Source organism: Streptomyces sp. NPDC048291 (genome assembly GCF_043201715.1).
Lineage (GTDB): Bacteria > Actinomycetota > Actinomycetes > Streptomycetales > Streptomycetaceae > Streptomyces.
Genome location: NZ_JBICZC010000009.1, coordinates 142,079 through 167,896 on the forward strand (window position 1 = coordinate 142,079; position 25,818 = coordinate 167,896).

23 protein-coding genes and 1 tRNA gene are annotated in these 25,818 nt (G+C 72.4%); 13 read left to right on the forward strand and 11 right to left on the reverse strand.

Translation table 11 applies throughout. The features are described 5' to 3' along the window. The first annotated feature begins 136 nt into the window (after nt 1-136). Entirely contained in the window at nt 137-838 is a 702-nt protein-coding gene (locus ACGF5O_RS24725; protein ID WP_393812058.1) for a FadR/GntR family transcriptional regulator, read from the forward strand. A 26-nt stretch (nt 839-864) separates the two neighbouring features. On the opposite strand, the gene ACGF5O_RS24730 is transcribed toward ACGF5O_RS24725, so the two are convergent. The 4 genes from ACGF5O_RS24730 to ACGF5O_RS24745 form a co-directional block, all read right to left on the reverse strand. Continuing rightward, the gene (locus ACGF5O_RS24730) at nt 865-1,266 is read right to left on the reverse strand and encodes a YchJ family protein (protein WP_393812059.1); all 402 of its coding nucleotides are present in this window, start codon (nt 1,264-1,266) and stop codon (nt 865-867) included. A 12-nt stretch (nt 1,267-1,278) separates the two neighbouring features. Further along, nucleotides 1,279-2,652, reverse strand: a complete 1,374-nt coding sequence (locus ACGF5O_RS24735; RefSeq protein WP_393812060.1) for a M1 family metallopeptidase — start codon at nt 2,650-2,652, stop codon at nt 1,279-1,281. A gap of 80 nt (nt 2,653-2,732) precedes the next feature. Next, nucleotides 2,733-6,599 (reverse strand): Pls/PosA family non-ribosomal peptide synthetase, encoded by a 3,867-nt coding sequence (locus ACGF5O_RS24740; protein WP_393812061.1) that lies wholly within the window; start codon nt 6,597-6,599, stop codon nt 2,733-2,735. A 360-nt stretch (nt 6,600-6,959) separates the two neighbouring features. Beyond that, nucleotides 6,960-7,403 carry an ATP-binding protein gene (locus ACGF5O_RS24745; RefSeq protein ID WP_362594306.1) on the reverse strand — a complete coding sequence of 148 codons (444 nt, stop codon included), beginning with the start codon at nt 7,401-7,403 and terminating at the stop codon, nt 6,960-6,962. 242 nt (nt 7,404-7,645) lie between these two features. Between ACGF5O_RS24745 and ACGF5O_RS24750 the strand changes: the two genes are divergently transcribed. Then, a complete protein-coding gene (locus ACGF5O_RS24750) occupies nt 7,646-8,512 on the forward strand; it encodes a helix-turn-helix transcriptional regulator (protein ID WP_362594304.1) in 867 nt (288 codons plus the stop codon). Between the two features lie 3 nt (nt 8,513-8,515). Further along, on the forward strand, nt 8,516-8,752 hold the full coding sequence (locus ACGF5O_RS24755) for a DUF397 domain-containing protein (RefSeq protein WP_393812062.1): 237 nt from the start codon (nt 8,516-8,518) through the stop codon (nt 8,750-8,752). Nucleotides 8,753-8,866: 114 nt separating this feature from the next. Here the strand turns inward: ACGF5O_RS24755 and ACGF5O_RS24760 are convergent. Continuing rightward, nucleotides 8,867-8,954 (reverse strand) — tRNA-Leu (locus tag ACGF5O_RS24760). A gap of 211 nt (nt 8,955-9,165) precedes the next feature. On the opposite strand from ACGF5O_RS24760, the gene ACGF5O_RS24765 reads away from it, so the two are divergent. From ACGF5O_RS24765 to ACGF5O_RS24775, 3 genes are all read left to right on the forward strand, one after another. Further along, nucleotides 9,166-10,491, forward strand: coding sequence for a M20/M25/M40 family metallo-hydrolase (locus ACGF5O_RS24765; protein ID WP_393812063.1), 1,326 nt, complete (start codon nt 9,166-9,168; stop codon nt 10,489-10,491). Nucleotides 10,492-10,652: 161 nt separating this feature from the next. After that, complete coding sequence (gene chpH, locus ACGF5O_RS24770) at nt 10,653-10,886, forward strand: chaplin ChpH (RefSeq protein WP_362594298.1); 234 nt, start codon at nt 10,653-10,655, stop codon at nt 10,884-10,886. Between the two features lie 138 nt (nt 10,887-11,024). Next, the gene (locus tag ACGF5O_RS24775) at nt 11,025-12,131 is read left to right on the forward strand and encodes a chaplin family protein (RefSeq protein WP_393812064.1); all 1,107 of its coding nucleotides are present in this window, start codon (nt 11,025-11,027) and stop codon (nt 12,129-12,131) included. An 85-nt stretch (nt 12,132-12,216) separates the two neighbouring features. Here ACGF5O_RS24775 and ACGF5O_RS24780 read toward each other — a convergent pair whose 3' ends face one another. Continuing rightward, nucleotides 12,217-12,405, reverse strand: coding sequence for a DUF5703 family protein (locus tag ACGF5O_RS24780; RefSeq protein WP_046732800.1), 189 nt, complete (start codon nt 12,403-12,405; stop codon nt 12,217-12,219). A gap of 47 nt (nt 12,406-12,452) precedes the next feature. Between ACGF5O_RS24780 and ACGF5O_RS24785 the strand changes: the two genes are divergently transcribed. After that, on the forward strand, nt 12,453-13,163 hold the full coding sequence (locus ACGF5O_RS24785; RefSeq protein WP_393812065.1) for a hypothetical protein: 711 nt from the start codon (nt 12,453-12,455) through the stop codon (nt 13,161-13,163). A gap of 99 nt (nt 13,164-13,262) precedes the next feature. Here the strand turns inward: ACGF5O_RS24785 and ACGF5O_RS24790 are convergent, their stop codons facing one another. Further along, nucleotides 13,263-15,692, reverse strand: coding sequence for a helix-hairpin-helix domain-containing protein (locus tag ACGF5O_RS24790; protein WP_393812066.1), 2,430 nt, complete (start codon nt 15,690-15,692; stop codon nt 13,263-13,265). Then, nucleotides 15,689-16,672 (reverse strand): aldo/keto reductase, encoded by a 984-nt coding sequence (locus ACGF5O_RS24795; protein ID WP_393812067.1) that lies wholly within the window; start codon nt 16,670-16,672, stop codon nt 15,689-15,691. The genes ACGF5O_RS24790 and ACGF5O_RS24795 overlap by 4 nt, the downstream gene beginning before the upstream one ends. Before the next feature lie 233 nt (nt 16,673-16,905). Here ACGF5O_RS24795 and ACGF5O_RS24800 point away from each other — a divergent pair, with 233 nt between their 5' ends. Both ACGF5O_RS24800 and ACGF5O_RS24805 read left to right on the forward strand, forming a co-directional pair. After that, nucleotides 16,906-17,961 (forward strand): LLM class F420-dependent oxidoreductase, encoded by a 1,056-nt coding sequence (locus ACGF5O_RS24800; protein WP_393812068.1) that lies wholly within the window; start codon nt 16,906-16,908, stop codon nt 17,959-17,961. A gap of 230 nt (nt 17,962-18,191) precedes the next feature. Then, entirely contained in the window at nt 18,192-18,980 is a 789-nt protein-coding gene (locus tag ACGF5O_RS24805; protein ID WP_393812069.1) for a ferritin-like domain-containing protein, read from the forward strand. A gap of 41 nt (nt 18,981-19,021) precedes the next feature. On the opposite strand, the gene corA is transcribed toward ACGF5O_RS24805, so the two are convergent. Beyond that, complete coding sequence (gene corA, locus ACGF5O_RS24810) at nt 19,022-20,026, reverse strand: magnesium/cobalt transporter CorA (RefSeq protein WP_393812070.1); 1,005 nt, start codon at nt 20,024-20,026, stop codon at nt 19,022-19,024. A 62-nt stretch (nt 20,027-20,088) separates the two neighbouring features. Here corA and ACGF5O_RS24815 point away from each other — a divergent pair, with 62 nt between their 5' ends. The 4 genes from ACGF5O_RS24815 (at nt 20,089) to mshC (ending at nt 23,567) form a co-directional block, all read left to right on the forward strand. Further along, nucleotides 20,089-20,775 (forward strand): histidine phosphatase family protein, encoded by a 687-nt coding sequence (locus tag ACGF5O_RS24815; RefSeq protein ID WP_393812071.1) that lies wholly within the window; start codon nt 20,089-20,091, stop codon nt 20,773-20,775. Between the two features lie 100 nt (nt 20,776-20,875). After that, nucleotides 20,876-21,466, forward strand: a complete 591-nt coding sequence (locus ACGF5O_RS24820) for a DUF3090 domain-containing protein (protein ID WP_362594282.1) — start codon at nt 20,876-20,878, stop codon at nt 21,464-21,466. Next, on the forward strand, nt 21,430-22,245 hold the full coding sequence (locus ACGF5O_RS24825) for an SCO1664 family protein (protein WP_393812072.1): 816 nt from the start codon (nt 21,430-21,432) through the stop codon (nt 22,243-22,245). The genes ACGF5O_RS24820 and ACGF5O_RS24825 overlap by 37 nt, the downstream gene beginning before the upstream one ends. 92 nt (nt 22,246-22,337) lie before the next feature. Next, on the forward strand, nt 22,338-23,567 hold the full coding sequence (gene mshC / locus ACGF5O_RS24830; RefSeq protein WP_393812073.1) for a cysteine--1-D-myo-inosityl 2-amino-2-deoxy-alpha-D-glucopyranoside ligase: 1,230 nt from the start codon (nt 22,338-22,340) through the stop codon (nt 23,565-23,567). 157 nt (nt 23,568-23,724) lie between these two features. Here the strand turns inward: mshC and ACGF5O_RS24835 are convergent, their stop codons facing one another. Together ACGF5O_RS24835 and ACGF5O_RS24840 are read right to left on the reverse strand one after the other, a co-directional pair. Further along, nucleotides 23,725-24,774 carry a PAC2 family protein gene (locus ACGF5O_RS24835; RefSeq protein ID WP_393812074.1) on the reverse strand — a complete coding sequence of 350 codons (1,050 nt, stop codon included), beginning with the start codon at nt 24,772-24,774 and terminating at the stop codon, nt 23,725-23,727. A 152-nt stretch (nt 24,775-24,926) separates the two neighbouring features. Beyond that, on the reverse strand, nt 24,927-25,598 hold the full coding sequence (locus ACGF5O_RS24840; RefSeq protein ID WP_351703999.1) for a FadR/GntR family transcriptional regulator: 672 nt from the start codon (nt 25,596-25,598) through the stop codon (nt 24,927-24,929). Nucleotides 25,599-25,818: the final 220 nt, after the last annotated feature.

Sequence of the window (25,818 nt, forward strand, 5' to 3'; positions counted from 1 at the left end):
CTTCCACGATGAGCGACACCGGCGTACGACATCCGGTGTCGGCCTCACTGAAACCCATTAGGTACGACGAATTCAAGAGTCTGTGACAAATAAGTCTGACTTTTTGGCCCAGTGATCCACTCGGTACGCTGAGTGCATGAGCACACCGGGCCGGGGCCTGCACGGCCGAGTACTGGACGCCCTCGGCCCCGCCATCACCGCGGGCGAGTACCCGCCGGGCAGCGTTCTGCGCACCGACGAACTCGCCCAGCACTTCGAGGTGTCACGCTCCGTGATGCGCGAGGCGGTCCGGGTCCTCGAATCCATGCACCTGGTCGAGTCCCGCCGCCGGGTGGGCGTCACCGTCCGCCCCAAGGCCGAGTGGAACGTCTACGACCCGCAGGTCATCCGCTGGCGCCTGGCCGGCGCCGACCGCCCGCACCAGCTGCGCTCGCTCACCGTGCTGCGCTCGGCGATCGAGCCGGTCGCGGCCGGCCTGGCGGCCCGGCACGCCACGGCCGCGCAGTGCGCCGAGCTCACCGAGTGCGCCCTCGGCATGGTGGCCCACTCACGCGGCCACGAGCTGGAGGGGTACCTGTTCCACGACGTGGCCTTCCACCGGGTGATCCTGGCGGCCTCGGGCAACGAGATGTTCGCCCGGCTCGGTGACGTCGTGGCCGAGGTCCTCTCGGGCCGTACCCAGCACGAGGTCATGTTCGAGGACCCCGACCCGGCCGCCGTCACCCTCCATGTCCAGCTCGCGGAGGCGGTCCGCGAGGGCGACGCGCCCCGCGCGGAACAGCTGACCCGCGAGATCACCGCTGGCGCCCTCCAGGAACTGGACATCCTGGCTCCGTAGCGCCGCCGCGGCCCTACTGCTCGGCCTTACTGTTCCGGGAACTCCCCGTCCAGGTACACCCAGGCCCCGTCTACCCGCTCGAACCTGCTGCGCTCCAGCAGCGAGCCGTCCCGGAACGAGGCGCGGAAGGTCACCGTGCCGGTGGCGTGGAAGGGCGAGCCCTCGGCCGCCGCCAGGATCTCCAGGCCGGTCCACCGCATCCCGGGGTCCAGGTCGAGCCCGGCAGGCCGGGTCCGGGGATGCCAGGTGCGCAGCAGGTACGGCTCGTCGAGCCGGACGAACGCGCTGTAGCGCGAACGCATCAGCGCCTCCGCGGTCGGCGCCGCCGCCTCGCCGCGGTGGAACCGGCCGCAGCAGTTCTCGTACGTCTCCGCGAGACCGCACGGACAGGACGGGGAGCGCCGCTGCCGGGAGCGCTTCGCTGCCACGGACCCGCCCCCCTACGCCGACTCGGCGTTGGTGGGCGGCTGGGCCGGACGCGCCGGGACGGCCAGGGTGGGCAGCGCGGGCAGCGCCGTGCGGTGCACCCAGGCGTCCAGGAGACCGTCCAGCGGCTCGTCCGCGAACCGGTTGACGTGGGCCGTGAACATCGCGGTCGTCACGGACCCGCCCCGGTGCAGCCCCGCCCACGCCCGCAGCATGTGGAAGAACCGCTCGTCGCCGAGCGCGCAGCGGACCGCGTGGATCGTCACCCCGCCCCGCTCGTAGAGCCGGTCGTCGAACATCGACTTCTTGCCCGGGGCGGCGATCCGGATGTCCTGCTGCAGCCCGGAGAGCATCCGGTGCGCGATGGCGGCCAGTTGCTGCGCGCTACGGCCGCCGGACCGCTCCGACCAGAGCCACTCCGCGTACTTGGCGAGCCCCTCGTTCAGCCAGATGTGCCGCCAGTCGGCGATGGACACGCTGTTGCCGAACCACTGGTGCGCCAGCTCGTGTGCGACCAGCCGCTCCGAACCCCGCGCCCCGTCCACGTGGTTGGCGCCGAACAGCGACAACCCCTGTGCCTCGACGGGGACATCGAACTCCTCGTCGGCGACGACCACCGCGTACTCGTCGAACGGGTACGGCCCGAACAGCCGCTGGAACAGGTCCATCATCGCGGGCTGCCGCGCGAAGTCCCGGGAGAACTCCGGGAGCAGCTGTGCCGGTATGTGCCCGTGCATCGGGATCCCGCCGAAGCCCGGGTCGCCGAGGAGCACCGTCTGGAACTTGCCGATCGCGAGGCTCACCAGATAGCTCGACGTCGGTGCCGCCTGCTCGTACACCCAGGTCGTCGTGGACGCCTTCGTGGTCCGCGTGAGCAGCCGGCCGCCGGCCACCACCGAGTACGCCGACGGGCAGGTGACCGAGAGCAGGTACGACGCCTTGTCGGCCGGCCGGTCGTTGCACGGGAACCAGGAGGGCGCGCCGATCGGCTGGCTGGCCACCAGCGCGCCGTCCGTCAGCTCCTCCCAGCCGATCCCGCCCCACGGGCTGTTCACCGGCTTCGGGTTGCCCGACCAGTGGATCTCCACGGTGAAGGCGGCCCCGGCGCGCAGCGGCTTCGCGGGCTTGACCCGCAGCCGGCCGCCCCGGTGCGTCCAGTGCGGCTGGCGGCCGTCCACCCGGATCCGGCCGATCTTGAAGTCGGCCAGGTTCAGCTGGAACTCGCCCAGGGCCGCCCGGCCCGCGATGGCGTTGATCCGGACCGCGCCGGACAGTCGGTTGGGTCCTGGCCGGTAGTCCAGCGTGAGCTCATAGCGATGCACCCGGTACCGGGAATCGCCGTTGTCCGGGAAGTACGGGTCCGGACCCGCTGACTGCTGCACTGACACTTCCGCGTTCGCTCCCTGCGCTGTGCTCGAACCGTCCCTCGGTGCGCCGATGCCCGCGGCCACCACCGGACGGTCCGCGCTCAGGGACGCCATGCCTCGATCGGGTTGCCGAGCCAGCGGGTGTCGTCGGGAACCGACTCCGCCGCCATGACGAGCGACGCGGGCCCCAGGGTCGTACGGGCCCCGATCGTGCTGCCGGGCAGCACGATCCCGCCAGGACCCAGTGTGGCGCCCTCACGGAGAACAACAGTATCCGTCCGCAAGATCCGGTCGTGGAAGAGGTGAGTCTGCAGTACACAGCCGCGGTTCACGGTGGCCGCGTCCTCCAGTGTGACCAGATCCGTCTCCGGCAGCCAGTAGCTCTCCACCCAGACGCCCTTGCCGATACGGGCGCCGAGGCCCCGCAGCCAGGCCGTCATCACCGGCGTACCCGGCACCGAACCGGCCAGCCACGGCACCGCCAGCACCTCGACGAACGTGTCCGCCAGCTCGTTGCGCCACACGAACGAGCTCCACAGCGGGTGCTCCCCGCTGCGGTGCCGCCCGACCAGCGTCCACTTGGCCAGCACCGAGACCAGGCCGGCGACCGCTCCGGCACCGAGCAGCACCAGCCCCGACAGGAGCGGCGCCCAGGCACCCAGCGCGCACAGCGCGGCCACCGTCAGCCCGGCCAGCGCCACGGAGCACAGCACCGGCACGATCCGGCAGGTCTCCACCAGGGCCCGCGCCCACAGCAGCCGGGCCGGCGGCTCGTACGTCCGGCTCTGGTCGCCGTCGGCCGCGCTGCGCGGCAGCTTCACCGGCGGCAGCCCCAGGTACGACGTGCCCTTCTTGGCCTTCTTCGGGGTCGCCGACAGCACGCCCACCAGACCGCCGTCCGGCACGCTGCGGCCCGGCGCGGTCATCCCGGAGTTCCCGAGGAACGCCCGCCGCCCGATCTCAGCACGCCCTATCCGCACATACCCGCCACCGAGCTCGTACGGCGCGGTCAGCGTGTCGTCGGCCAGGAACGCGCCCTCGCCGACCGTCGTCAGGCTCGGCAGCGCGAGCACGGTCGAGACCTCGGCCCCGCGCCCGATGCGCATCCCGAGCAGCCGCAGCCACACCGGCGTGACCAGGCCCGCGTACAGCGGGAACAGGGTCTCGCGGGAGCGGTCCATCAGCTGGGACACGGTCCACGCCTGCCAGCCGGTCCTGCTGTGCGTCGGGTACGTGCCGGTGCGCAGCCCGAGGCTCAGCAGCCGTACGGAGACCAGGATCAGCAGCGCGTACGCCAGCCCGAAGGCCAGCGTGGCCGGGACCAGCGCGACCGCCGCGCCCCGCAGTGCTTCGGCCAGGCCGTCGCCGGGGGCCACGAAACGCCCGGCGACCAGCAGCGCGGCGGCACCGGAGAGCACCGGAAGCGCGCTGAGCCCGAGGCCGGTCAGGCCGTACATCACCCGCCAGTGGGTGCCGCGCTGCGGCCGGTGCTTGGGCCAGTTCCGCTTGGCCTTGCCCAGCTTGACCGCGGGGGCGCCGGCCCAGCGCTGGCCGGTCGGGATCTGCCCGGTGACCGCCGAGCCGGGGGCCACCTCGGCGCGCTTGCCGACGCGGGCGCCCGGGAAGAGCATGCTGCGGGTGCCGACGACCGCGTGGGCGCCGATCCGGACCGGGCCGATCACCAGCCGGTCGCCGTCCAGCCAGGAGCCGGACAGGTCCACCTCGGACTCGACGGCCGCACCGCGCCCGACCCTGAGCAGGCCGGTGACCGGCGGCAGCGAGTGCAGGTCCACCTCGGGACCGATCTTGGCGCCGAGCGCCCGCGCGTACCGCTCCAGCCAGGACCCGGTCAGCGTGGTCGCCCCGGCGAACTCGGCCAGCCGCTCCGCCGCCCACAGCCGCAGGTGGACGGAGCCGCCGCGCGGATACGTGCCGGGCTTCACGCCCCGCAGGAGGAGCCGCGCGCCACCGGCCGCGACCGTGATCCGGCCGGGCGGGGTGAACAGGGCCAGGGCCCCGAGGCCGACCAGCCACCAGGGCGCGGTGGGCAGCCAGCCGTAGCCGCCGAGCACGTTGCCGAGCGCGGCGAGGACCACCGTCCAGCGCAGCCCGAGGAGGGTGAACAGGGGGAGCAGGAGCAGCAGCTGCACCAGCTGGGCGCCGCGCGGCACCGGCGCGATGGTGCGCTCGGTGCCGTCGTCCTGCACCGACTCCTCCAGCCGGCGGGCCAGCTTGCGCAGCACCGGCTGCTGGTAGATGTCGAGGACGGCCGCGCTCGGGTAGCGGGTGCGCAGCCGGGTGGTGAGCTGGGCGGCGGACAGGCTGCCGCCGCCGATCGCGAAGAAGTCGTCGGAGGCGCCGGACACCGGGATGCCGAGGACCTCGGTCCACTGCTCGGCGACCCAGGCCTCGGTGCCGTACAGCTGCTCGGCCGGGCCGCCGGTCTCCAGGCCCTCCAGGGGCCAGGGCAGGGCGTTGCGGTCGACCTTGCCGGAGGTGCGGGTGGGCAGCTCGGTGACCGGCGCGAGGAGCGGGACGAGGGCGGCGGGCAGCTCGGTGCGGAGCTTCTCGACGGCCGCCGCGTGGTCCCAGCCGTCCTGGGTGACGACATAGCCGACCAGGAGCTGGTTGCCGCTGCGCGCGGTCCGTACGGCCGCCGCGGCGCCCGCGACACCGGGGAGCGCCTGGAGAGCCGCGTCGACCTCGCCCAGCTCGATCCGGCGGCCGCCGAGCTTGATCTGCTCGTCGGCACGCCCGAGGAACACCAGCCCCTCGCGGTCGGCGCGCACCAGGTCGCCGCTGCGGTACGCCCGCTCCCAGCCCAGCGACTCCAGCGGCGCGTACTTCTCCGCGTCCTTCTCGGCGTCCAGGTACCGGGCGAGGCCGACCCCGCCGATCACCAGCTGGCCGCTCTCGCCCAGGGACACGGGCACGCCCGAGTCGTCCACGACGGCGAGCTCCCAGCCGTTCAGCGGCAGCCCGATGCGGATCGGCTCCTCGCCGGTCATCAGGGCGGCGCAGGCGACGACGGTGGCCTCGGTGGGGCCGTAGGTGTTCCAGACCTCGCGGCCCTCGGTCACCAGCCGTTGCGCCAGCTCGGGCGGGCAGGCCTCGCCGCCGAAGATGAGGAGGCGGACGTCGTTGAGGGTCTCCGGCTCCCAGAGCGCGGCCAGGGTGGGCACGGTCGAGACGACGGTGATCTCCTGCTCGACCAGCCAGGGGCCGAGGTCGGCGCCGGAGCGCACCTGGGAGCGCGGCACGGGTACCAGGCAGGCGCCGTAGCGCCAGGCCAGCCACATCTCCTCGCAGGAGGCGTCGAAGGCCACCGAGAGGCCCGCCATGACCCGGTCGCCGGGGCCGATCGGCTCCTCGGTCAGGAAGAGCGCGGCCTCGGCGTCCACGAAGGCGGCGGCGCTGCGGTGGGTGACGGCGACGCCCTTGGGCTTGCCGGTGGAACCGGAGGTGAAGATGATCCAGGCGTCGTGCTCGGCGCCGGGCCGGCCGGCGGGCTTCTCGGACTCGTGGCGTACGTCGATGTGCAGCCCCTCGCCGAGGACGGCCGCCACCTCCGCCTCGCCGAACACCAGTGCGGCCCGCTCGTCCGGGTCCTCGGCGTCGACGGGCACGTAGGCGGCGCCGGCCGCGAGCACGCCGAGCACGGCGATGTAGAGGTCGTTGGTCCCGGACGGCACCCGGACGCCCACGCGGTCGCCGAGCCCGATGCCGGCCTCGGCCAGCCGCCGCCGCAGCCGCGCCACCTCTATGGCGAGCGCGCGGTAGGTGAGCTGGGTGGTGCCGTCGTCCAGCGCGGGCTCGTCGGGGTGTGCCCGAACCGTCGCCTCGAAGACGTCCACCAGGGTGCGCGGCGAGGCCGCCGCCCCGGCCGAGAATCGTGCCGTGTCCCCGAACTCCTCGCGGATCTCATCGTCGAGCAGGCCGAGAGCACTGCTCTCGTCAATCGCTGCCATCCGGTCCTCGCGTCTCGTTCCCGGAACCTCCGGGGTGCCGGCGGGCCCGCAGGTCTGCCTGGGGTTGTCCGGCTCCGGCTAGGTAACAAGCCGGAAATATTAGTACGACGCTAGGCTCCCGTTCATCTCGCGGCCACCCGAAGGCAGCCGTTCGGAGCAGTCCCTTGAATCCTAAGACACTCCTGACCAGGGATTCTCCGTGCACGGCGAGAGATGGGCCACACAGCGTGAGGCAGGCCAACTCCATGTGTCCGGCGGCCCGTACGACAACGGCCGGCCCGGCGGCGAAGAGGGGGGAGAGATCGCCGCGGAACCGGCCGTCGCCATGGGGGCGGAGGAGACGTCACGGGGCGCCGGGTGTCACACGGCGCTGACCTCGGCCCAGATGGACTTGCCCCAGGGCAGGTTGCCCACACCCCAGCGGCCCGAGCAGAGCGCGTCGAGGATCAGCAGGCCGCGCCCGCGGTCCCGTTCGACCGAGATGGGCCTCAGTCGGGGATGGCGGCCCAGCGGGTCGTGCACCTCGACCCGGGTCCGGGAGCCGTCGGTGTCGATGAGGAGCCGGACCGGGTCGTCCGGGTCGGTCTCGTAGCGCAGGGAGTTGGTGACCAGCTCGCAGGTGACCAGGGCGACCGCGTCGATGTGGTCGCGGGAGGCGTCGGGGGTGTGGTGCGCGATGAAGTCGCTCACGAACAGCCGGGCGGCTTTGGCCGACTGAGGCTCGCTGGCCAGTAACAGGACCGGCGGCGGGGCGACTTGCAGGGGGCGGGGTTCGGTCGTGGTGCTCCGCTGGCGTTCGATCATGTGCATCCCCTCACGGGCATGTCCCAACGCAGGCACGGTAGTTCGCCATGCGAGTGCGGTCGCTGTCGTATTTCCCGCATTCATGGTGCCTTCACGGCACAGTCGATCGCAATACGTCCCACCGGATGTGAAATATTGCGCATCGAGTCGAGAGACTTGCGGCACAAGTCGTCAGCCGGTGGCGGGGGTCGGGGCGGCACGGGCAGACTGTCGGGCAGTTCACCGGAGAGAAGGGGGAATCCGTGAGCACGCCCACGGTGCGCCGGCGACGGCTCGGTGCGAAGTTGCGCGAACTGCGCGGCGAACTCACCCTCGACGAGGTCGCCGAGCACTCCGAGGGCGCGTTCGTCTCCTCCAAGCTTTCCCGGATGGAGACCGGCAAGACGGCCCCCAAGGCAGCGGACATCCAGGCGCTGCTCCACCTGTACGGCGAACTCGGCCGCGACGTCAGCGACGAGCTGCGCGCGGCCCTGATCACCCTCACCAAGGAGGGCGGCCGGCGCGACTGGTGGCACTCGTACCGGGGTGTCCTCACCCCGGTGTACGAGGACCTGATCAGCCTGGAGGCGGAGGCCGAGACGGTCTCCACCTGGCAGCTGGGCATGGTCCCCGGACTGCTCCAGACCGCCGAGTACGCCCGCGAGATCATCCGGGCGACCGCCATGTCCGAGGCGGTCGAGGCACGGGTCGACGCGCTCGTCGAGGTACGGCTGGCACGCCAGGCCGTCCTCACCCGGGACAGCGACCCGCTGGCGCTCTGGGCGATCGTCTCCGAACAGGCCCTGCGCTCCACCACCGAGGATCCCGCCCTGATGTACGAGCAGTTGGGGCGCCTGCTTACGATGGGGCGGCGCCCGAACATCAACATCCAGGTGTTGAGATCGGACGCTCCCCTGCACGCCGGGCTCACCGGCACCTTCAGCATCCTGGGCTTCGGTCCGCACACGGACCTGGACGTCGTCCACCAGGAAGGGCTGACCTCCGCCCTGTACATCGAGGAACGTGATCGGGTCTCCACGCACCGGGCCGCGTGGCAACGCCTCACGTCTGCCGCCGAGTCCGTCGAGGCGTCGGTGGAACTGATCACCCAGATAAGGAAGAACGAATAGCGAATGAAGCACGTTGACGACGCGTCGACTCTGCCGGTGTCCTGGTGGAAGTCCTCGGCGTCCGCATCACAGTCCGACTGCGTGGAATGCGGGATCGTCGACGAGGCGACGGTCGCCGTCCGCGACAGCAAGCGGCCCGACGGGCCCGCGCTCCTGCTGGACCGCGCCACGCTCCGCGCGTTCACCTCCGCCGTGGTCCTCCGTGAGGGCCGAATAGGCGGCCTGGACGGCCTCGGCTGAGAGAGCGGCGTCCACCCGCGAGGTGGCCGCCCGCGCTCTGCCCCGACACCGCTCCAAAACCAAGAAACCCCTGCGCAGCAGGGGTTTCTTCGTGTTTCTTCGTGATTTTCTTCGTGGTGTCCGAGGGGGGACTTGAACCCCCACGCCCGATAAAGGGCACTAGCACCTCAAGCTAGCGCGTCTGCCATTCCGCCACCCGGACAAGGTGTCTGTCGTGCGAGTTGTTCCGTGCGGGTTTCCCTCGCGGCGACGGAGGAAACACTACCAGGCTTTCGGGGGCGGTCGATCACACCCTGTTTCCGGCTCGCGGGGCGTGAACGGCGTGTGACGGGCCGGGACCGGCCTTGGGCCCGGACCGGGAGGGGAGAGAGGATGGCGGGGACCGGCCGGCAGTGACAGCAGGAGGAAGCAACGTGAGCGAGACGGACACGGCCAAGGGCGTCACCGGTGAGGACGAGGTCGTGGACCTCTGCCGCGAGCTGATCCGGTTCGACACCAGCAACTACGGGGACCACTCCGGTCCCGGCGAGCGCAAGGCCGCCGAGTGGGTCGCCGAGAAGCTCGCCGAGGTCGGCCTGGAGCCGGAGATCTTCGAGTCCCACCCGGGCCGCGCCTCGACGGTGGCCCGCATCGAGGGCACGGACCCGTCCAGGCCCGCCCTCCTCATCCACGGCCACCTCGACGTCGTACCGGCCAACGCCGACGACTGGACCCACCACCCTTTCTCCGGCGAGGTCGCCGACGGGTGCGTGTGGGGGCGGGGCGCCGTCGACATGAAGGACATGGACGCGATGACCCTGGCGGTCGTACGGGACCGGCTGCGCAGCGGCCGCAAGCCGCCCCGGGACATCGTGCTGGCCTTCCTCGCCGACGAGGAGGCCGGCGGCACCTGGGGCGCCCGGCACCTGGTCGACAACCATCCCGGCCTCTTCGAGGGCGTCACCGAGGCGATCAGCGAGGTCGGCGGCTTCTCCTTCACGGTGAGCGAGGAGCGGCGGCTCTATCTGATCCAGACGGCCGAGAAGGGCATGCACTGGATGAAGCTGAAGGTGGCCGGCACCGCCGGGCACGGCTCCATGATCCACCGTGACAACGCCATCACCGAGCTGTCCGAGGCCGTGGCCCGGCTCGGCCGGCACCGGTTCCCGGTGCGGGTCACCAAGACCACCCGGGCCTTCCTCGACGAGCTGGGCGACGCGCTCGGCACCGAGCTGGACCCGGAGGACATGGAGTCGACGCTGGCCCGGCTCGGCGGCATCGCCAAGCTGATCGGCGCGACCCTCGGCAACACCGCCAACCCGACCCAGCTGAACGCCGGCTACAAGGTCAACGTCATCCCCGGCGAGGCCACCGCACACGTGGACGGCCGCTTCCTGCCCGGGTACGAGGAGGAGTTCCTCGCCGACCTCGACCGGATCCTCGGCCCGAACGTGGTCCGCTCGGACGTCCACTCGGACAAAGCCCTGGAAACCAGCTTCGACGGGGCCCTGGTGGAAGCCATGCAGTCCTCGCTGCTCGCCGAGGACCCGACCGCCAAGGCCGTCCCCTACATGCTCTCCGGCGGCACCGACGCCAAGTCCTTCGACGACCTCGGCATCCGCGGCTTCGGCTTCGCGCCCCTCAAGCTGCCGCCCGAGCTGGACTTCGCGGGCATGTTCCACGGCGTGGACGAGCGGGTGCCGGTGGACGGGCTGCAGTTCGGCGTCCGCGTCCTCGACCGCTTCATCGACGCGTCCTGAGCCGTACGCGTCGTGAAGCCCTGGCTTCAGGCAATCGGGCGGCTGTGCGAGATCAACTGAAAAGAGTGAATGCGACGATAAGCTCGTAGCTCCATTACTCCCTCCTCGTTACATCTCATGCGATCCGCTACTTGGAATCGCATTGCCAACAAGGAGGAATAATGCTCAAGAAGGTCGTCGCTGCTGCGGTTGCCACTGGTGGTCTGGTTCTCGCGGGCGCGGGCCTGGCCGCCGCCGACTCGGGTGCCCAGGGCGCTGCCGTGGGTTCCCCGGGTGTCATCTCCGGCAACGTGATCCAGGTTCCCGTGCACGTCCCGGTGAACGTCTGCGGCAACACGATCTCCGTGATCGGGCTGCTGAACCCCGCCTTCGGCAACACCTGCATCAACAAGTGACGCCGACTCCCTGAGGGGCGTCGTCTTTCCGTCGGCCCCGGAGCGCGCGCCATGCGCTCCGGGGCCGACGGCCTTTTCCGCGGGCCTTTTCCGCGGTGAATGCAGGGTCAGGATCCGAGGCAGGGGGGAATTCATAAAATGCGACAAGGTGCCCGCAAGGGCCTAGTGACAGTGGCCGCGGCGACCGGCGTGATCGCCGCGGCGAGCGGTTACGCCCACGCCGACGCGGGGGCCGCCGGCTCCGCCACCGACTCACCCGGCGTGCTCTCCGGCAACACGGTGCAGGCGCCGGTGCACGTACCGGTGAACGTCTGCGGCAACACGGTGAACGTCGTCGGCGCCCTCAACCCGTCGATGGGCAACAAGTGCGCCAACCCCGGTGGCGGGCGCGGTGCTTCGACGGGCTACGGCGACAGCGGCGGCTACGGCGATCACGGCGGCCACAACAGCCACGGCGGTCACGGCGGCTCGCACGCCGGCGGCCACACGGCGGGCTCGCCCGGCGTCGGCTCGGGCAACACCGTGCAGGCGCCCATCGACGTCCCGGTCAACGTCTGTGGCAACAGCGTCAACGTCATCGGCATCGGCAACGCCGCGGTGGGCAACGAGTGCGCCAACGACGGGGGTTCCGCCCACCCGGGTCACCCCGGGCACCCCGGCCACCCCGGACATCCGGGTGGCGGCCACCCGACGCAGCCGCCCGGACACGGTGGGCATGGTGGTCATGGCGGGCATGGCGGGCATGGTGGCCATGGAGGTCACGGCGGTCACGGTGGTCACGGTGGGCATGGTGGCCACGGCACACCCCCTGGGCACGGGGGAGACGGGGGCAACCCGCCCGGGAAGCCGGGGAACCCCGGAACTCCGGGTCAGCCGGGACACCCGGGGACTCCAGGTCAGCCGGGACACCCGGGAACTCCGGGTCAGCCGGGACACCCGGGGACTCCGGGTCAGCCGGGCCAACCTGGACACCCGGGCACTCCGGGCCAGCCCGGACACCCCGGCACTCCGGGCCGGCACCCGGGAACGCCCCCGTCTCACCCCGGCAACAACACCGTGCCGACCGGTACCCACGGCTCCAGCCACGTCGCCCCGCTGGGCGGCGCCTCGGTGAGTCAGCCCGTCGGCGCCCCGCAACTCGCGCACACCGGCAGTGACCTCTCGCTCGGGCTCACGCTCCCGGCGGGCGCGGGCGCACTGCTCGCGGGCGCGGTGCTCTACCGCAGGGCGCGTGCCGCGGCGTAGCGCACGGACGGTGACGCACCGGAGACGGTGCGTGGAACGGGACGGGCCCCGTCGACGCGGGGCCCCTTCCGTCAGTCGGCCAGTCTCACCATGTGGCACGCACCTGGCGGATGATCCGCCGGCGCAACCGCACCCTGCGGCTGCCGTCGCGCATGAGGCTCAGTCGGTCCAACTCCCAGTGTCCGTACTCGGCATGGTCCGTCAGCAGACGTGTGGCCTCCTTGCGGGACACCCCGCGAGGTACGTACACGTCGACAAATTCGTATTCCGGCATCGCATCTATTGTGCGGGCTGGTGCCCGGTACGGATAGCGTCTGCACTATGTCTGATGCTGCGCAGCCCACCGCTGCCGAGGTACGCGCCGCCGCCGAGGCGGTCAAGACCGCGCTCGACCGCCATCTGGCCGCGGTCGAACGCAGGTCGGGGGAGGACGACCCGGCTGTCTACGAGGCGTTCAACCAGCTGGCCGCGGCCGCCGAGGTCTACGACGAGCTCCTGTACGACCGCTACGACGAGGTCACACCCTTCGAGATCCCCGGTACGGACGACTCGCTCCCGCCGTACGCGGGTCCCGAGGAGCCGAACGCGATCAGCGTGCTGATCCGCCGCGACTACGCCGTGGCGGAACCCCAGCGGCTGCTGGCGCAGGCCCAGCGGGTCGAGGCGGCGGAGTACGACGACGGCCCCGGCGCGGACGAGGACGCGGCCGGCACGATCCACGGGGCGCTGGGCGTCCTGTTCGGCGAGTTCGAGCCGGACGAGATCGCCTCCCGGCACAAGGAGTTCGGTCTGGAGGAGGGCGACTCCACGCTCTGGGTGACCGCGGCGGACGAGCCGGCCGAGCCCGGCGAGTGGCTGGAGGTGCCCTTCGAGGGCGTCGACCCGCAGCGGGTGGTGTGCCGCTTCGACGTCAGCGCGGTATTCGACGACGAGGACACGGAAGGCGCCGAGGGCGCCGAGGCGACCGACGAGCTCGACGACCTCGACCTGGACGAGGACGAGGACCTGGAGCCGTTGGACGCCGAGCGCTGATCCACCGACCGGCGGTGCCTTCCGGGGGTCGAGGCCGGACGGGCACCGCCGGTCGTCGCCGTTGCGGGGTGGTCACCGCGGCGGCCGAGCCGGGGCCGGTCAGTTCGCGGCCGGCACCTGCGTCTTCAGCAGCAGCGGCAGGCGGGTGGTCCGCGGCTTCGGCAGGGACTCGGCGACCGCCTTCGGCAGGGCCTGTTCCACGCCGTGGACCACCGACAGGTGGCGCTCCGCCCGGCTGAACGCCGTGTACACCCAGGGGCGGCTGAGGGCCTGCACCGCGTCCCCGGGCAGCACCACGACCGCCGCCGGCCAGCGGCTGCCCGCCGCCTGGTGCGCGGTCAGGGCCCAGCCGTGCCGGACGGCCTGCTCCACCCCCTCCTTCGGTACGACCACGGGCGCGCCCGCGCACGACAGGTGCAGTCCTTGGGCGTCGGCCGTCACCACCTGGCCCGGCACGGTACGGCCCGGCGCGGGGGAGTAGGCGATCCGGTCCCCGGGGTCGAAGCCGCCGAAGCGGCCCGGGCCCGGATTCAGCCGTTCCTTGAGGGCGGTGTTGAGGGCTCGGGTGCCGGCCGCTCCGCCGTGGCCCGGGGTGATCACCACGGTCTGCTCGGCGGGCACGCCGAGCGCGCGCGGGACGGAGTCGGCGACCAGCTGCACCGTCCGGTGCACCGCCTCGCCCGCGTCCCGCACCGGCACGATCACGACCTCCTTGCCGGGGGCCTCGACCTGGGTGAGCTCGCCGATCCCGATCCCGGAGACCAGCTCGCCGAGCGGGCCCGGGTCGGGTGTGCGGGAGGCGACCTGCGGGCATACGCGGGCCGCCAGGAGGTCCGCGAAGACCCGCCCGGGGCCCGCGGACCACAGCGCCGCCGGATCCCCGCTCAGCACCAGCCGGGCGCCGTCGGGCAGTGCCTCCACGAGCATCGCCGCGCCCTCCACGTCCAGTTGCGGCACGTCCAGCACGATCAGCAGGTCGAGGGCGAGGGCGCCGTCCGCGTCCCGGCCGGGCCCCGCGGCCCCGGCGAGCAGGTCGGCGACGGTGCCCGCGGTGTCCGTCGTGCCCTCGGTGTCCGCGCCGACCGACAGGCGACGGCTGCCGTCGGGGGTGTGGGTGGCCGCGAAGGCCCGCAGGCCGGCCGCTCGGGCGGCGGCGAGCAGGGCCGCGGGTTCGGCGCGGGCCGCCTCGCCGCCCGTGTGCAGCACCAGGCCGTGTCCGGCGACCGCCCGCGCCAGCTCCGCCGCGCCGCCGGAGGCAGTCGCCGCGACCGCCTCCCAGGGCTCCGAGGCGTCCTTGGCCAGGGAGTTGACCAGCCGGGCCAGCCCGTCGGCGAGGCTCTCCTCGGCCAGCGCGTACCGCTCCAGGGCGACCAGGACCCGGACCGGACGCTCCTCCTCGTCGTCCTCGGGCTCCGGGGCGCCGGGATCCAGGGCGTCCCGGAAGACCAGCGCCTCGCCCTCCTCGAGCGCGCTCTGCACGGCCGCCTCCGGGTCGGACACCGACCGCTGGGCCAGCGCGGCGGTGAGCGCCGGCATCTCCAGCGCGGTGTGCCCGGCCACGGCCGCCTGCTCCAGGAGCCAGCCGGTCACCGCCCGGCCGCGCCGCTCGTCGTCCGGACCGCACTCCGCGCCGAGCAGCGCCCGCGCGAACCCGTCGGCCTGGTCCGGCCGTACCCCGGTGACCCGGAGCAGCTGCCAGGGGTCCTCCCGCAGCACCGTGTCCGCGCCCTCGCCGAGAGCGGCGGCGGCCTGGGGCGCGAGCGACTCGGGCGCACCGCCGTCGGCCAGGACCCGTCGTACCTCGGCGATCGTCTCCGCGGCGGGCCCGGCGGCGGCCGGCGTGGGCTCGGGCCGGTGAACGGGTTCCGGGGCGGTGGCCGCCCGCTGCGGGGCCGGTTCCGGCGCCGCGAACACGGTGGCCGCCGGCTTCTCGCCGCTCTCCACGGCCCGGATCGCGGCGAGCAGATTCGCCGCCGTCCCGCTGAGCTTGGCCCCGCTCTCGATCGGCCCCGCCTTCTCGGCCTTCCGGCGCGCGATCCGCTCCCGCTCGATCCGCTGAGCGGCCAACTCGGCCTTGGCCTCGGACTGCTGGGCCGCACCTTCGCCCCCGCCGGCGGCCGCACCGCTCGCCGCGTCCACCCCGTCGGAGTCGGCCGCGCGGGCTTCGCCGGTCTCCGTCCCGCCGTCCTCGGCCGCCTCGGAATCGCCCCCGCCGGCGGTCGCATCGCTCGCCGCGTCCGTCTCGTCGGAGTCGGCCGCGCGGGCTTCGTCGGTCTCCGTCCCGCCGTCCTGGGCCGCGCGGGCCTCGGTGGCCTGTGTCTCGCCGTCCTCGGCAGCCTCCGACGAGGGGCCGCCGCGCGCGGCCCCGCCGCCGTCCGCCCCGGCGGAGTCCGTCGCACCGGACCCGGCGGAGTCCGTGCCGCTCGGCGCGGCCGGGCCGGCGGTGAGGTCGCCGGTCTCCGTCGTTTCCCCGGCGGTCGTGCCCTCGTCGGCCTCGGGCTTGGCGCCCAGCCCCGGCTCCGTGCTCACAGCGTGCTCCAGTCGTGATCGGGATAGCGGTGCACGGGCACCGACACGTCGTCGAGCGCCCGGCAGATCTCGTCAGGAAGCGTAAGCGCCTCCACTGACAACGCCCCCGCGAGCTGCTGCGCGTTGCGCGCGCCGACGATCGGCGCGGCCACGCCCGGCCGGTCCCGCACCCACGCGAGCGCCACCTGGAGCGGGGTGACGGCGAGCCCGTCCGCCGCCGTCTGCACCGCGTCCACGATCCGGGTGGCGGTGTCGTCGAGGTAGGGCTCGACGAACGGTGCCAGGTGTTCGGAGGCGCCGCGCGAGTCCGGGGGAGTGGCGTGCCGGTACTTCGCGGTCAGCACGCCCCGGCCCAGCGGGGAGGACGGCAGCAGGCCGATGCCCAGGTCGAGGGCGGCGGGCAGCACCTCGCGCTCGATGCCCCGCTGGAGCAGCGAGTACTCCAGCTGGGTGCTGGCCAGCCGGGTACGGGTGCCCGGCGCCGCGAGCTGCCAGGTCGCCGCCTTCGCCAGCTGCCAGCCGCAGAAGTTGGAGACCCCGGCGTACCGGGCGCGTCCGCTGCTCACCGCCAGGTCGAGGGCCTGCAGGGTCTCCTCCAGCGGGGTGTCCGGGTCGTAGGCGTGTACGTGCCAGACGTCGACGTAGTCGGTGCCGAGGCGGGCCAGGGAGGCGTCCAGCGCGGCCAGCAGGTGGCCGCGCGAGCCGTTGAAACGCCGGTCGGGGTCGGGGACGCTGCCCGCCTTCGTCGAGATGACCAGGTCCCGGCGTGGCACCAGCCCTTCTATGAGCTGCCCGAGCAGATACTCGGCCTCGCCGTCGCCGTACACGTCCGCGGTGTCGACGAGGGTCCCGCCGGCCTCCCAGAACGCCTTGAGCATGTCCGCGGCGTCGTGCTCGTCGACGTCCCGGCCCCAGGTGAGGGTGCCGAGTCCGATTCTGGACACACGCAGGCCGGTACGGCCGAGATGCCTCTGCTCCATGCCCGCGAGATTACTGGCCAGAGCTGGTGCGTTGGGTTGCCTGTGGATAACCGATTTCCCCAGGAGAGCGGGACGATGCAGGGGGCGGGACTGGACCAACCAAGGGGCGCGGGGAACTGCGCGACCAGCCCCCACCTGCCCGCAGCCGAACGCGCACCGATCCCCCGTGCAGAAAACCTCCGCGCTAAGGTCTCTCGCAACAGCGACGTTACTGATCGGTAAGGGGAACGGCCATGCAGCTCGGGATCAACCTCGGCTACTGGGGCGCCGGGATGGACGGGGACAATCTGGCCGTGGCGCAGGAGGCCGAGCGGCTCGGGTACGCCGTGTGCTGGGCCGCCGAGGCCTACGGCTCCGATGCCGCCACCGTGCTCAGCTGGGTCGCCGCCCAGACCGAGCGCATCGACGTCGGCTCGGCCATCTTCCAGATCCCGGCCCGCCAGCCGGCCATGACCGCGATGACCGCCGCGACCCTCGACTCCCTCTCCGGCGGCCGTTTCCGCCTCGGCCTCGGCGTCTCCGGACCGCAGGTCTCCGAGGGCTGGTACGGCGTCAAGTTCGACAAGCCGCTCTCCCGCACCCGCGAGTACGTGGAGATCGTGCGCATGGCGATGACCCGGGAACGGCTCTCCTACGAGGGCGAGCACTGGACCCTGCCGCTGCCGGGCGGCCCCGGCAAGCCGATCAAGCTGACCGTCCACCCCGAGCGCGAGCACATCCCGGTCTACATCGCAGCCATCGGCCCGAAGAACCTGGAGCAGACCGGCGAGATCGCCGACGGCGCGCTGCTGATCTTCCCCTCCGCCGAGCACCTGGAGGAGACGGCCGTGAAGTACCTGCGCGCGGGCCGCGAGAAGGCCGGCCGGACCCTCGACGGGTTCGACATCTGCCCGACCCTGCCGCTCGCCGTCGGCGACGACAAGGACGTGGCCTCGCTCGCCGACACCTTCCGGCCCTACACCGCGCTGTACGTCGGCGGCATGGGCAGCCGCAAGCAGAACTTCTACAACCAGCTCGCCCAGCGCATGGGCTACGAGCGGGAGGCCGCCGAGATCCAGGACAAGTACCTGTTCGGGGACAAGAACGGCGCCGCGGCCGCCGTACCGCAGGAGCTCATCGACCAGACCACGCTGCTCGGCTCCGTGGACCGGATCGCCGACCGGATGAAGGCCTACGCGGCCGCCGGGGTCACCACGCTCTCCCTCGCGCCCGCCGGATTCGCGCTGGACGAGCGGCTCGCCTCGCTGCGGGCCGGCGCCGAGGCCCTGGAGCGCGCCGGGCTCGCGTGAACACCTGAGAGGTGAGAGAAGTCCGCGGCCGTGGTGGGGGCTCGGGGGGTCTTCCCCGCCACGGCCGTCACGCAGAACAACGCGCCCGTGGCCGCTCGGTTACGCCCCCGGCGTGACCCCGCTGCTCCTCCTTTCGGCCGAGTCCGCCCGCACACCTGTTGCAGTGACTCCGACGCGGCATTTGACTCGTTCTCTGCGGGTCTGGTGAGTCCTCCGGAGAGGTGCCCACGATGCTTTCGGCCAGGAGTCTGTTCCAGGAGATCCTCGACAACGACGAGTCCTTCCGGCTCTTCTGCTCCATCGCGGCCAGCGGGGAGTCCCAGGGCGGCTGGGAGAACGCGCGGATCGCCGCGCTGGTACCGCGGAGCGAACACGGCCTCGCCCCCAAGATCACCCGCCACGGCGCCGACGAGGACAAGCACGGCCGCATCTTCCACGCCCTGCTGAAGAAGCGCGGCCTGGCGGCCGTTCCGGTGCCGGCCGACACCGACTACACGATGATCCTGGAACGGCACGGCATCGGACTCGCCCACGACCGGCTCCGGGCCGACCGGCCGCTCACCGTGCCGGACCTCGTCATCTACCTCGCCCACAGCCGGGTCACCGAGCAGCGCGCCGCCGAGCAGATGGCGCTGCTGCGCCGCTGCTTCGCCGACCACCCGGACGTGGGCCGCGCGGTGCGCATGATCTCCGGTGACGAGGACAACCACCTCGCCTACTGCCACGAGGAACTGCTGCGGTTCGCCGCCGCCGGGCACGGCCGCACCATCCAGCGCACGCTCCGCGCGTGCGCCCTCGCCGAGATCCGCATCTACCGGGACGTCAGCCTCGCCGTCATGGCCCGCATGGGCCGCATCCTCGGCTGGCCGACGCCCAAGTCCGTGCTTCTGGCCCTCGGCATCCACGCCGTCTACGCCTACGAACGCGCCGCCGGCTGGCGCCGCATGGTCTCCCTGCGGATGCCGGAGCGCAGGAACGCCCTGGGCGGCCCCGCGGCCCCCGCCCCCGAGTTCGCCTGAGCCCGCCCGAGCCCCCCGAGCCCGGGGGCCGTGGCCGTCCCTCACATCCACCCGCGGCGCTTGAACGTCCGGTACAGCGACAACTCCAGCAGGGCCATGAAAATGATCACCGCCGGGTACGCCCAGAGCCAGTGCAGCTCGGGCATGTGGTCGAAGTTCATGCCGTAGATCCCCGCGATCAGCGTGGGGACCGCGGCCATGGCCGCCCACGCGGAGATCTTCCGCATGTCGTCGTTCTGCCGCACGCTCATCTGCGCGAGATGGGCGCCGAGGACGTCCGACACCAGCCGGTCCAGGCCCTCCACGCTCTCGTTCACCCGCAGCAGGTGGTCGTTGACGTCCCGGAAGAACGGCCGGGCCGACGCGTGCACGAAGGGCACGGTCACGCCGCTCCCGTACGGTCCCACCCCCGCCAGCTTGGTCATCGGCAGCGCCAGCGGCACGGTCGCCCGGCGGAACTCCAGGATCTGCCGCTTGAACGTGTAGATCCGCGACGCGGTGTGCCGGGAGCCGCCGCCGCTCGGCGAGAACACCTCGGCCTCCAACTCCTCCAGGTCGTTCTGCAGCTCGGTCGCGACCTCCAGGTAGTGGTCCACGACCGCGTCGGAGATCGAGTACAGCACCCCCGTCGGCCCGTGCTTGAGCATCTCGTGCTGCTCCTCCAGGTGCCGCCGGATGTCCCCGAGCGGCGAGGGCGTCCCGTGGCGCACGGTGACCACGAAGGAGTCCCCGATGAAGAGCATCAGCTCGCCGGAGGTCACCGTGTCGCTCTTCGCCTCGTACGTCACCGGCTTCAGGACGACGAACAGCGAGTCGTCGTACACCTCCAGCTTGGGCCGCTGGTGGGCGGTCAGGGCGTCCTCGACGGCCAGCGGATGCAGCCCGAACTCGTCGGTGACCAGGTCGAACTCGCGCTCCGTCGGCTCGTACAGGCCGATCCACAGAAAACTGTCGCCACGCGCGCGTGCCTCCGCGAGGGCGTCGGAGAAGTCCTGCGGGGTCTCCGTCCGCTCCCCGTCCCGGTAGATGGCGCAGTCGACGATCACGGAGCGTATTCTCCCGTCGCCCGCCCACCTGCGCACTTCGGCGTGCGCCTACCCTGGGCGGCATGCCCACGCTGATCCTCGTAAGGCACGGACGGTCCACCGCCAACACCTCGGGTGTGCTCGCCGGCTGGACGCCGGGCGTCGCCCTCGACGAGCGGGGGGCCGCCCAGGCCGCCGCACTGCCCGGCCGGCTCGCCGGGCTGCCGATCTCCGAACTCGTCACCAGCCCGCTGCAACGCTGCCAGGAGACGGTCCGCCCGCTGCTCGACGCCCGCCCCGGGCTCACCGCCCACACCGACGAGCGGATCGGGGAGGCCCACTACGGCGACTGGTCCGGCCGCAAGCTCGCCGAGCTCAAGGACGAGCCGCTGATGGAGGTCGTCCAGGCCCACCCGTCGGCTGCCGCGTTCCCCGGCGGCGAGTCCATGCGGGCCATGCAGGCCCGCGCCGCCGAGGCGGTACGCGAGTGGAACGCGCGCGTGGAGCGCGATCACGGCGCGGACGCCGTCTATGTCATGTGTTCGCACGGGGACATCATCAAATCCCTCGTCGCGGACGCGCTCGGTCTGCATCTCGACCTCTTCCAGCGGATCTCCGTCGAACCGTGTTCCGTCACCGCGATCCGCTACACCCGCCTCAGGCCGTTTCTCGTTCGTCTCGGGGACACCGGGGATTTCGCCTCCCTTGCCCCCCGCGAGGAACCCCCCGGGGAAGACGCCACGGTCGGTGGCGGCGCCGGCGCGCCGTGATCGTCGGCCGCAGTAGGGTGAAGCGATCCACGTAAGCGGCCCACCGGCCGCGTCGTCGCCCTCCCGAAACCCACGCACTCTCGACTCATGGAGACAGGACGTGTCCCGTCAGGTGTTCCTCTACGATCCGCCGGACCGCTTCGTCGCGGGCACGGTCGGAATGCCCGGACGCCGTACGTTCTTCCTCCAGGCCACGGCCGGCCCCCGGACGACCAGCGTGGCCCTGGAGAAGACCCAGGTCGCCGCACTCGCCGAGCGCATGGACGAACTCCTCGACGAGGTCGTGCGCCGCAGCGGCGGCAACGCGGCCGTGCCCGCCGTCGCGCCCGCCGAGATCGGCGACAGCGCCCCCCTCGACACCCCCGTCGAGGAGGAGTTCCGCGTCGGCACCATGGCGCTCGCCTGGGACGGCGAGGAAGAGCGCATGATCGTCGAGGCGCAGGCCCTCGTGGAGCTGGAGGCCGACTCCGAGGAGGACCTCGCCGAGGCCGAGGAGCGGCTCCTGCAGGACGAGGAGAACGGGCCCCCGATGCTGCGGGTCCGGCTGACCGGCGCGCAGGCCAGGGCCTTCGCCAAGCGCGCCCTCGACGTCGTCAACGCCGGGCGGCCGCCGTGCCCGCTGTGCAGCCTCCCGCTCGACCCGGAAGGACACGTATGTCCGCGCCAGAACGGATACCGCCGCGGAGCGTGACCGCCGCCGACCTGCTCGCCCACGGTGAGCTGAAGGTACGCGGCCGCATCCGCGACGCCTCCAACGCGGCGCTGTTCTGCACGGTCGCGCACGACGGCCAGGAGGCGTCCTGCGTCTACAAGCCGGTCGCCGGGGAGCGCCCGCTGTGGGACTTCCCCGACGGCACCCTCGCCCAGCGCGAGGTGGCCGCCTACGAGGTCGCCGCGGCCACCGGCTGGGACCTGGTCCCGCCCACCGTGCTGCGCGACGGCCCGTACGGCGAGGGCATGGTCCAGCTGTGGATCGACGTCGACCCCGGGGGCGCCGAACTGCTCGCCCTGGTGGACGCGGAGGAGCCCGAGCCCGGCTGGAAGGCGATCGGGCTCGCCGACGTCGGCGACGGCAGGACGGCGCTGCTGGTGCACGCCGACGACGAACGGCTGCGCCGGCTCGCCGTCCTCGACGCCGTCATCAACAACGCCGACCGCAAGGGCGGCCACCTGCTGCCCACCGCCGACGGCCGGCTCTACGGCATCGACCACGGCGTCACCTTCAACGTCGACAACAAGCTGCGCACCCTGCTGTGGGGCTGGGCGGGCGAGGAGCTGACCGACGAGGCCGTCGCGGTCCTCGAGGGCCTGCGCGAGGCCCTCGGCGGGCCGCTGGGCACCCGGCTGGCGCAACTGATCACCGCGGCCGAACTGGACGCCACGCGCGCGCGTGTCGAGACCTTGCTCACCGTCGGCAGGCATCCGGAGCCCAGCGGCGAGTGGCCGGCCATCCCCTGGCCGCCCGTATAGCCCCCACCAGCACATTCCGGCCCCGAGATCAAGACGGCCTTCCAGGCCCTCCGGTTCGTATACCGAACTCGGGTCCGGTTACGCTCATGTACATGCATGCCTGGCCCGCTTCCGAGGTCCCCGCCCTGCCTGGTCAGGGCCGCGACCTGAGGATCCACGACACCGCGACCGGCGGTCTCGTCACCCTTGACCCCGGTCCCGTCGCCCGTATCTACGTCTGCGGCATCACGCCGTACGACGCGACCCACATGGGGCACGCGGCGACCTACAACGCGTTCGACCTCGTTCAGCGCGTGTGGCTCGACACCAAGCGGCAGGTGCACTACGTCCAGAACGTGACGGACGTCGACGACCCGCTCCTGGAGCGCGCGGAGCGCGACGGCGTCGACTGGGTCGCCCTCGCCGAGCAGGAGACCACCCTCTTCCGCGAGGACATGACCGCCCTCAGGATGCTGCCGCCGCGGCACTACATAGGCGCGGTCGAGGCCATACCCGGCATCGTGCCGCTGGTCGAACGCCTGCGTGATCTCGGTGCCGCGTACGAACTCGAGGGCGACATCTACTTCTCCGTCGGCTCCGACCCGCACTTCGGCCAGGTCTCCGGCCTCGACGCGGCGGCCATGCGGCTGCTGTCCGCCGAGCGCGGCGGCGACCCCGACCGCGCCGGCAAGAAGAACCCGCTCGACCCGATGCTGTGGATGGCCGCCCGCGAGGGCGAACCGAGCTGGGACGGCGGCTCGCTCGGCCGTGGCCGCCCCGGCTGGCACATCGAGTGCGTGGCCATCGCCCTCGACCACCTCGGCATGACCTTCGACGTCCAGGGCGGCGGCTCCGACCTCGCCTTCCCGCACCACGAGATGGGTGCCTCGCACGCCCAGGTCCTCACCGGCGAGTTCCCGATGGCCAAGGCGTACGTCCACGCCGGCATGGTCGCCCTCGACGGCGAGAAGATGTCCAAGTCCAAGGGCAACCTGGTCTTCGTCTCCCAGCTCCGCCGGGACGGCGTCGACCCGGCCGCCATCCGCCTCGCCCTGCTCTCCCACCACTACCGGGCCGACTGGGAGTGGACCGACCAGGTGCTGGCCGACGCCGTGGCCCGCCTGGACCGCTGGCGCGCGGCGGTCTCCCGCCCGGACGGCCCGCCCGCCGAGTCCCTGGTGGAAGAGATCCGCGAGGGCCTGAGCAACGACCTCGACGCGCCCGCCGCGTTGGCGGCCGTCGACCGCTGGGCCGCTCTCCAGCAGGAGCAGGGCGGCACGGACCAGGGCGCCCCGGGTGTCGTGTCCCGAGCGGTGGACGCCCTGCTGGGCGTGGCCCTCTAAGAAACGCCGACCCCCGCGCCCCGCCTTCAGGCTTTCAGGGGCGCGGGGAACTGCGCGACCAGCCACGACTCACCCGCACCGCACACACGACGCGCCCTCCAACGGTCGGCAGGGCCGACAAGAAGGGGCGGCACGCATCTCGCGTACCGCCCCTGTCTCAGTCCTCCGAGGTGTCCTCGCCGTCCGGCCCGGAATCCCCGCCGGTGTCCCCGTCCTCCCCGGGATTCCCGGCATTGTCGGCGCTCCCGGGCGTGTCGGGCCTCGGCGGGCGCGGCGGCCGGGCCTTGCCGCCGGGGTTCCCCGGGTTGTCCCGGAGGTACGACGCGCTGTCGCTGCCGTCCGCCGTGGCGTGACCGCCGGGCGGGCTCACGTCCCGGCGCCGCAGATAGCGCTCGAACTCACGCGCGATCGCCTCGCCCGACGCCTCCGGCAGCTCCGCGGTGTCCCGGGCCTCCTCCAGCGTCTGCACGTACTCCGCGACCTCGCTGTCCTCCGCCGCCAGCTGGTCCACCCCGACCTGCCAGGCGCGCGCGTCCTCGGGCAGCTCGCCCAGCGGGATCCGCAGGTCGAGCAGGTCCTCCAGGCGGTTCAGCAGCGCCAGCGTGGCCTTCGGGTTGGGCGGCTGCGAGACGTAGTGCGGGACGGCCGCCCAGAGCGAGACCGCCGGGACGCCCGCGTGCGTGCACGCTTCCTGGAGGACGCCGACGATGCCCGTCGGACCCTCGTACTTGGTCTCCTCCAGGTCCATCCGCTGCGCCAGGTCCGAGTCCGAGGTGACCCCGCTGACCGGCACCGGACGCGTGTGCGGGGTGTCACCGAGCAGCGCCCCCAGGACGACCACCAGCTCGACGCCCAGCTCGTGGGCGAAGCCCAGCAGCTCGTTGCAGAACGAGCGCCAGCGCATGGACGGCTCGATGCCCCTGACCAGCACCAGGTCCCGCGGCTTCTCGCCGCCGACCCGGACCACCGACAGCCGTGTCGTCGGCCAGGTGATCTTGCGCACGCCCGCGTCCATCCACACCGTGGGGCGGTTCACCTGGAAGTCGTAGTAGTCCTCGGCGTCGAGCGCCGCGAACACCTCGCCCTTCCACTCCCGCTCCAGGTGCGCGACCGCGGTGGAAGCGGCGTCGCCGGCATCGTTCCAGCCTTCGAACGCGGCCACCATGACTGGGTCGATCAGCTCTGGAACCCCCTCCAGCTCGATCACCCAGTGCCTCCTTCCGACGTGCCCTCGCGTACGCCCCAACCTTACGGCGTGAGGCGGGGGCGCCCGCAGCCCCCTTGCACGGGGGAGTGAACGGATCACTGCCCCGTTCGCCGCCTTCGAACACACCGGCTTCCGGGGAGCCGGCAAGCGCTTCACAGGCTGCTGCGCAGCCACTGCTCCACGCTCGCGATGTGCACGGTCGCCCAGGACCGGGCCGCCTCCGCGTCCCGGTCGCGCAGCGCGGCCAGGATCGCCCGGTGCTCCCGCAGGGTCCGGGCGACCGCGTCCTCCTGGGTCAGGCCGCGCCAGATCCGGGCCCTGGTCGTCGGCCCCGACAGTCCGTCAAGGAGCGAGCACAGCACCGAGTTTCCCGAGCTCTGCACGATGCCCCGGTGGAACTCCAGGTCGCAGGCGACCAGTTCCTCCACCGAGGGTTCGGCGCCGAGCGCGTCCAACTGGGCGTCCAGCGCGTCCAGTTGCTGCTCACTGATCCGGGAGGCGGCCATCGAGGTCGCGGCCGGCTCCAGGATCCGGCGCACCGCGAGGAACTCCAGGACCGTGTCGTCGCGGTGGAAGTCGACGACGAAGCTCATCGCCTCGAGCAGCAACTGCGGGTCCAGGCTGGTGACATACGTCCCGTCGCCCTGCCGGACGTCCAGGATCCGGATCAGCGACAGGGCCCGTACCGCCTCCCGCAACGAGTTGCGGGACAGGCCGAGTTCGGCGGCGAGCTCGCTCTCCTTGGGCAACCGTTCTCCGGGGCGCAGCGCACCGGAGACGATCATGTCCTTGATCTTCTCGATCGCCTCATCGGTGACTGCCATACCGGCCTCCCTGTCGCTCAGACATCCGATGTCTCGGTCACATTATGCGGCCTGGTCAGGCGTCCGCGGTCAGGCTTCGTCCTGCACCGCGAGCAGTCGCGGTGCCTCCAGGACCAACACCGCGCCGGATGCGCTGACTGCCGTCCGCGGCGCCGTCGTGGCTGGTCGCGCAGTTCCTCGCGCCCCTTTGGGGCGCTGGCGGACCGTGGGACTCTGACGG

Excerpts from the sequence above, each read along its gene's own strand:
- ACGF5O_RS24725 (WP_393812058.1), top strand. The coding sequence starts at position 137 with ATGAGCACACCGGGCCGGGGCCTGCACGGCCGAGTACTGGACGCCCTC.
- ACGF5O_RS24740 (WP_393812061.1), bottom strand. The coding sequence starts at position 6,599 with ATGGCAGCGATTGACGAGAGCAGTGCTCTCGGCCTGCTCGACGATGAG.
- ACGF5O_RS24745 (WP_362594306.1), bottom strand. The coding sequence starts at position 7,403 with ATGATCGAACGCCAGCGGAGCACCACGACCGAACCCCGCCCCCTGCAA.
- ACGF5O_RS24755 (WP_393812062.1), top strand. The coding sequence starts at position 8,516 with ATGAAGCACGTTGACGACGCGTCGACTCTGCCGGTGTCCTGGTGGAAG.
- chpH (WP_362594298.1), top strand. The coding sequence starts at position 10,653 with ATGCTCAAGAAGGTCGTCGCTGCTGCGGTTGCCACTGGTGGTCTGGTT.
- ACGF5O_RS24775 (WP_393812064.1), top strand. The coding sequence starts at position 11,025 with ATGCGACAAGGTGCCCGCAAGGGCCTAGTGACAGTGGCCGCGGCGACC.
- ACGF5O_RS24780 (WP_046732800.1), bottom strand. The coding sequence starts at position 12,405 with ATGCCGGAATACGAATTTGTCGACGTGTACGTACCTCGCGGGGTGTCC.
- ACGF5O_RS24785 (WP_393812065.1), top strand. The coding sequence starts at position 12,453 with ATGTCTGATGCTGCGCAGCCCACCGCTGCCGAGGTACGCGCCGCCGCC.
- ACGF5O_RS24795 (WP_393812067.1), bottom strand. The coding sequence starts at position 16,672 with ATGGAGCAGAGGCATCTCGGCCGTACCGGCCTGCGTGTGTCCAGAATC.
- ACGF5O_RS24800 (WP_393812068.1), top strand. The coding sequence starts at position 16,906 with ATGCAGCTCGGGATCAACCTCGGCTACTGGGGCGCCGGGATGGACGGG.
- ACGF5O_RS24805 (WP_393812069.1), top strand. The coding sequence starts at position 18,192 with ATGCTTTCGGCCAGGAGTCTGTTCCAGGAGATCCTCGACAACGACGAG.
- ACGF5O_RS24815 (WP_393812071.1), top strand. The coding sequence starts at position 20,089 with ATGCCCACGCTGATCCTCGTAAGGCACGGACGGTCCACCGCCAACACC.
- ACGF5O_RS24825 (WP_393812072.1), top strand. The coding sequence starts at position 21,430 with ATGTCCGCGCCAGAACGGATACCGCCGCGGAGCGTGACCGCCGCCGAC.
- mshC (WP_393812073.1), top strand. The coding sequence starts at position 22,338 with ATGCATGCCTGGCCCGCTTCCGAGGTCCCCGCCCTGCCTGGTCAGGGC.
- ACGF5O_RS24840 (WP_351703999.1), bottom strand. The coding sequence starts at position 25,598 with ATGGCAGTCACCGATGAGGCGATCGAGAAGATCAAGGACATGATCGTC.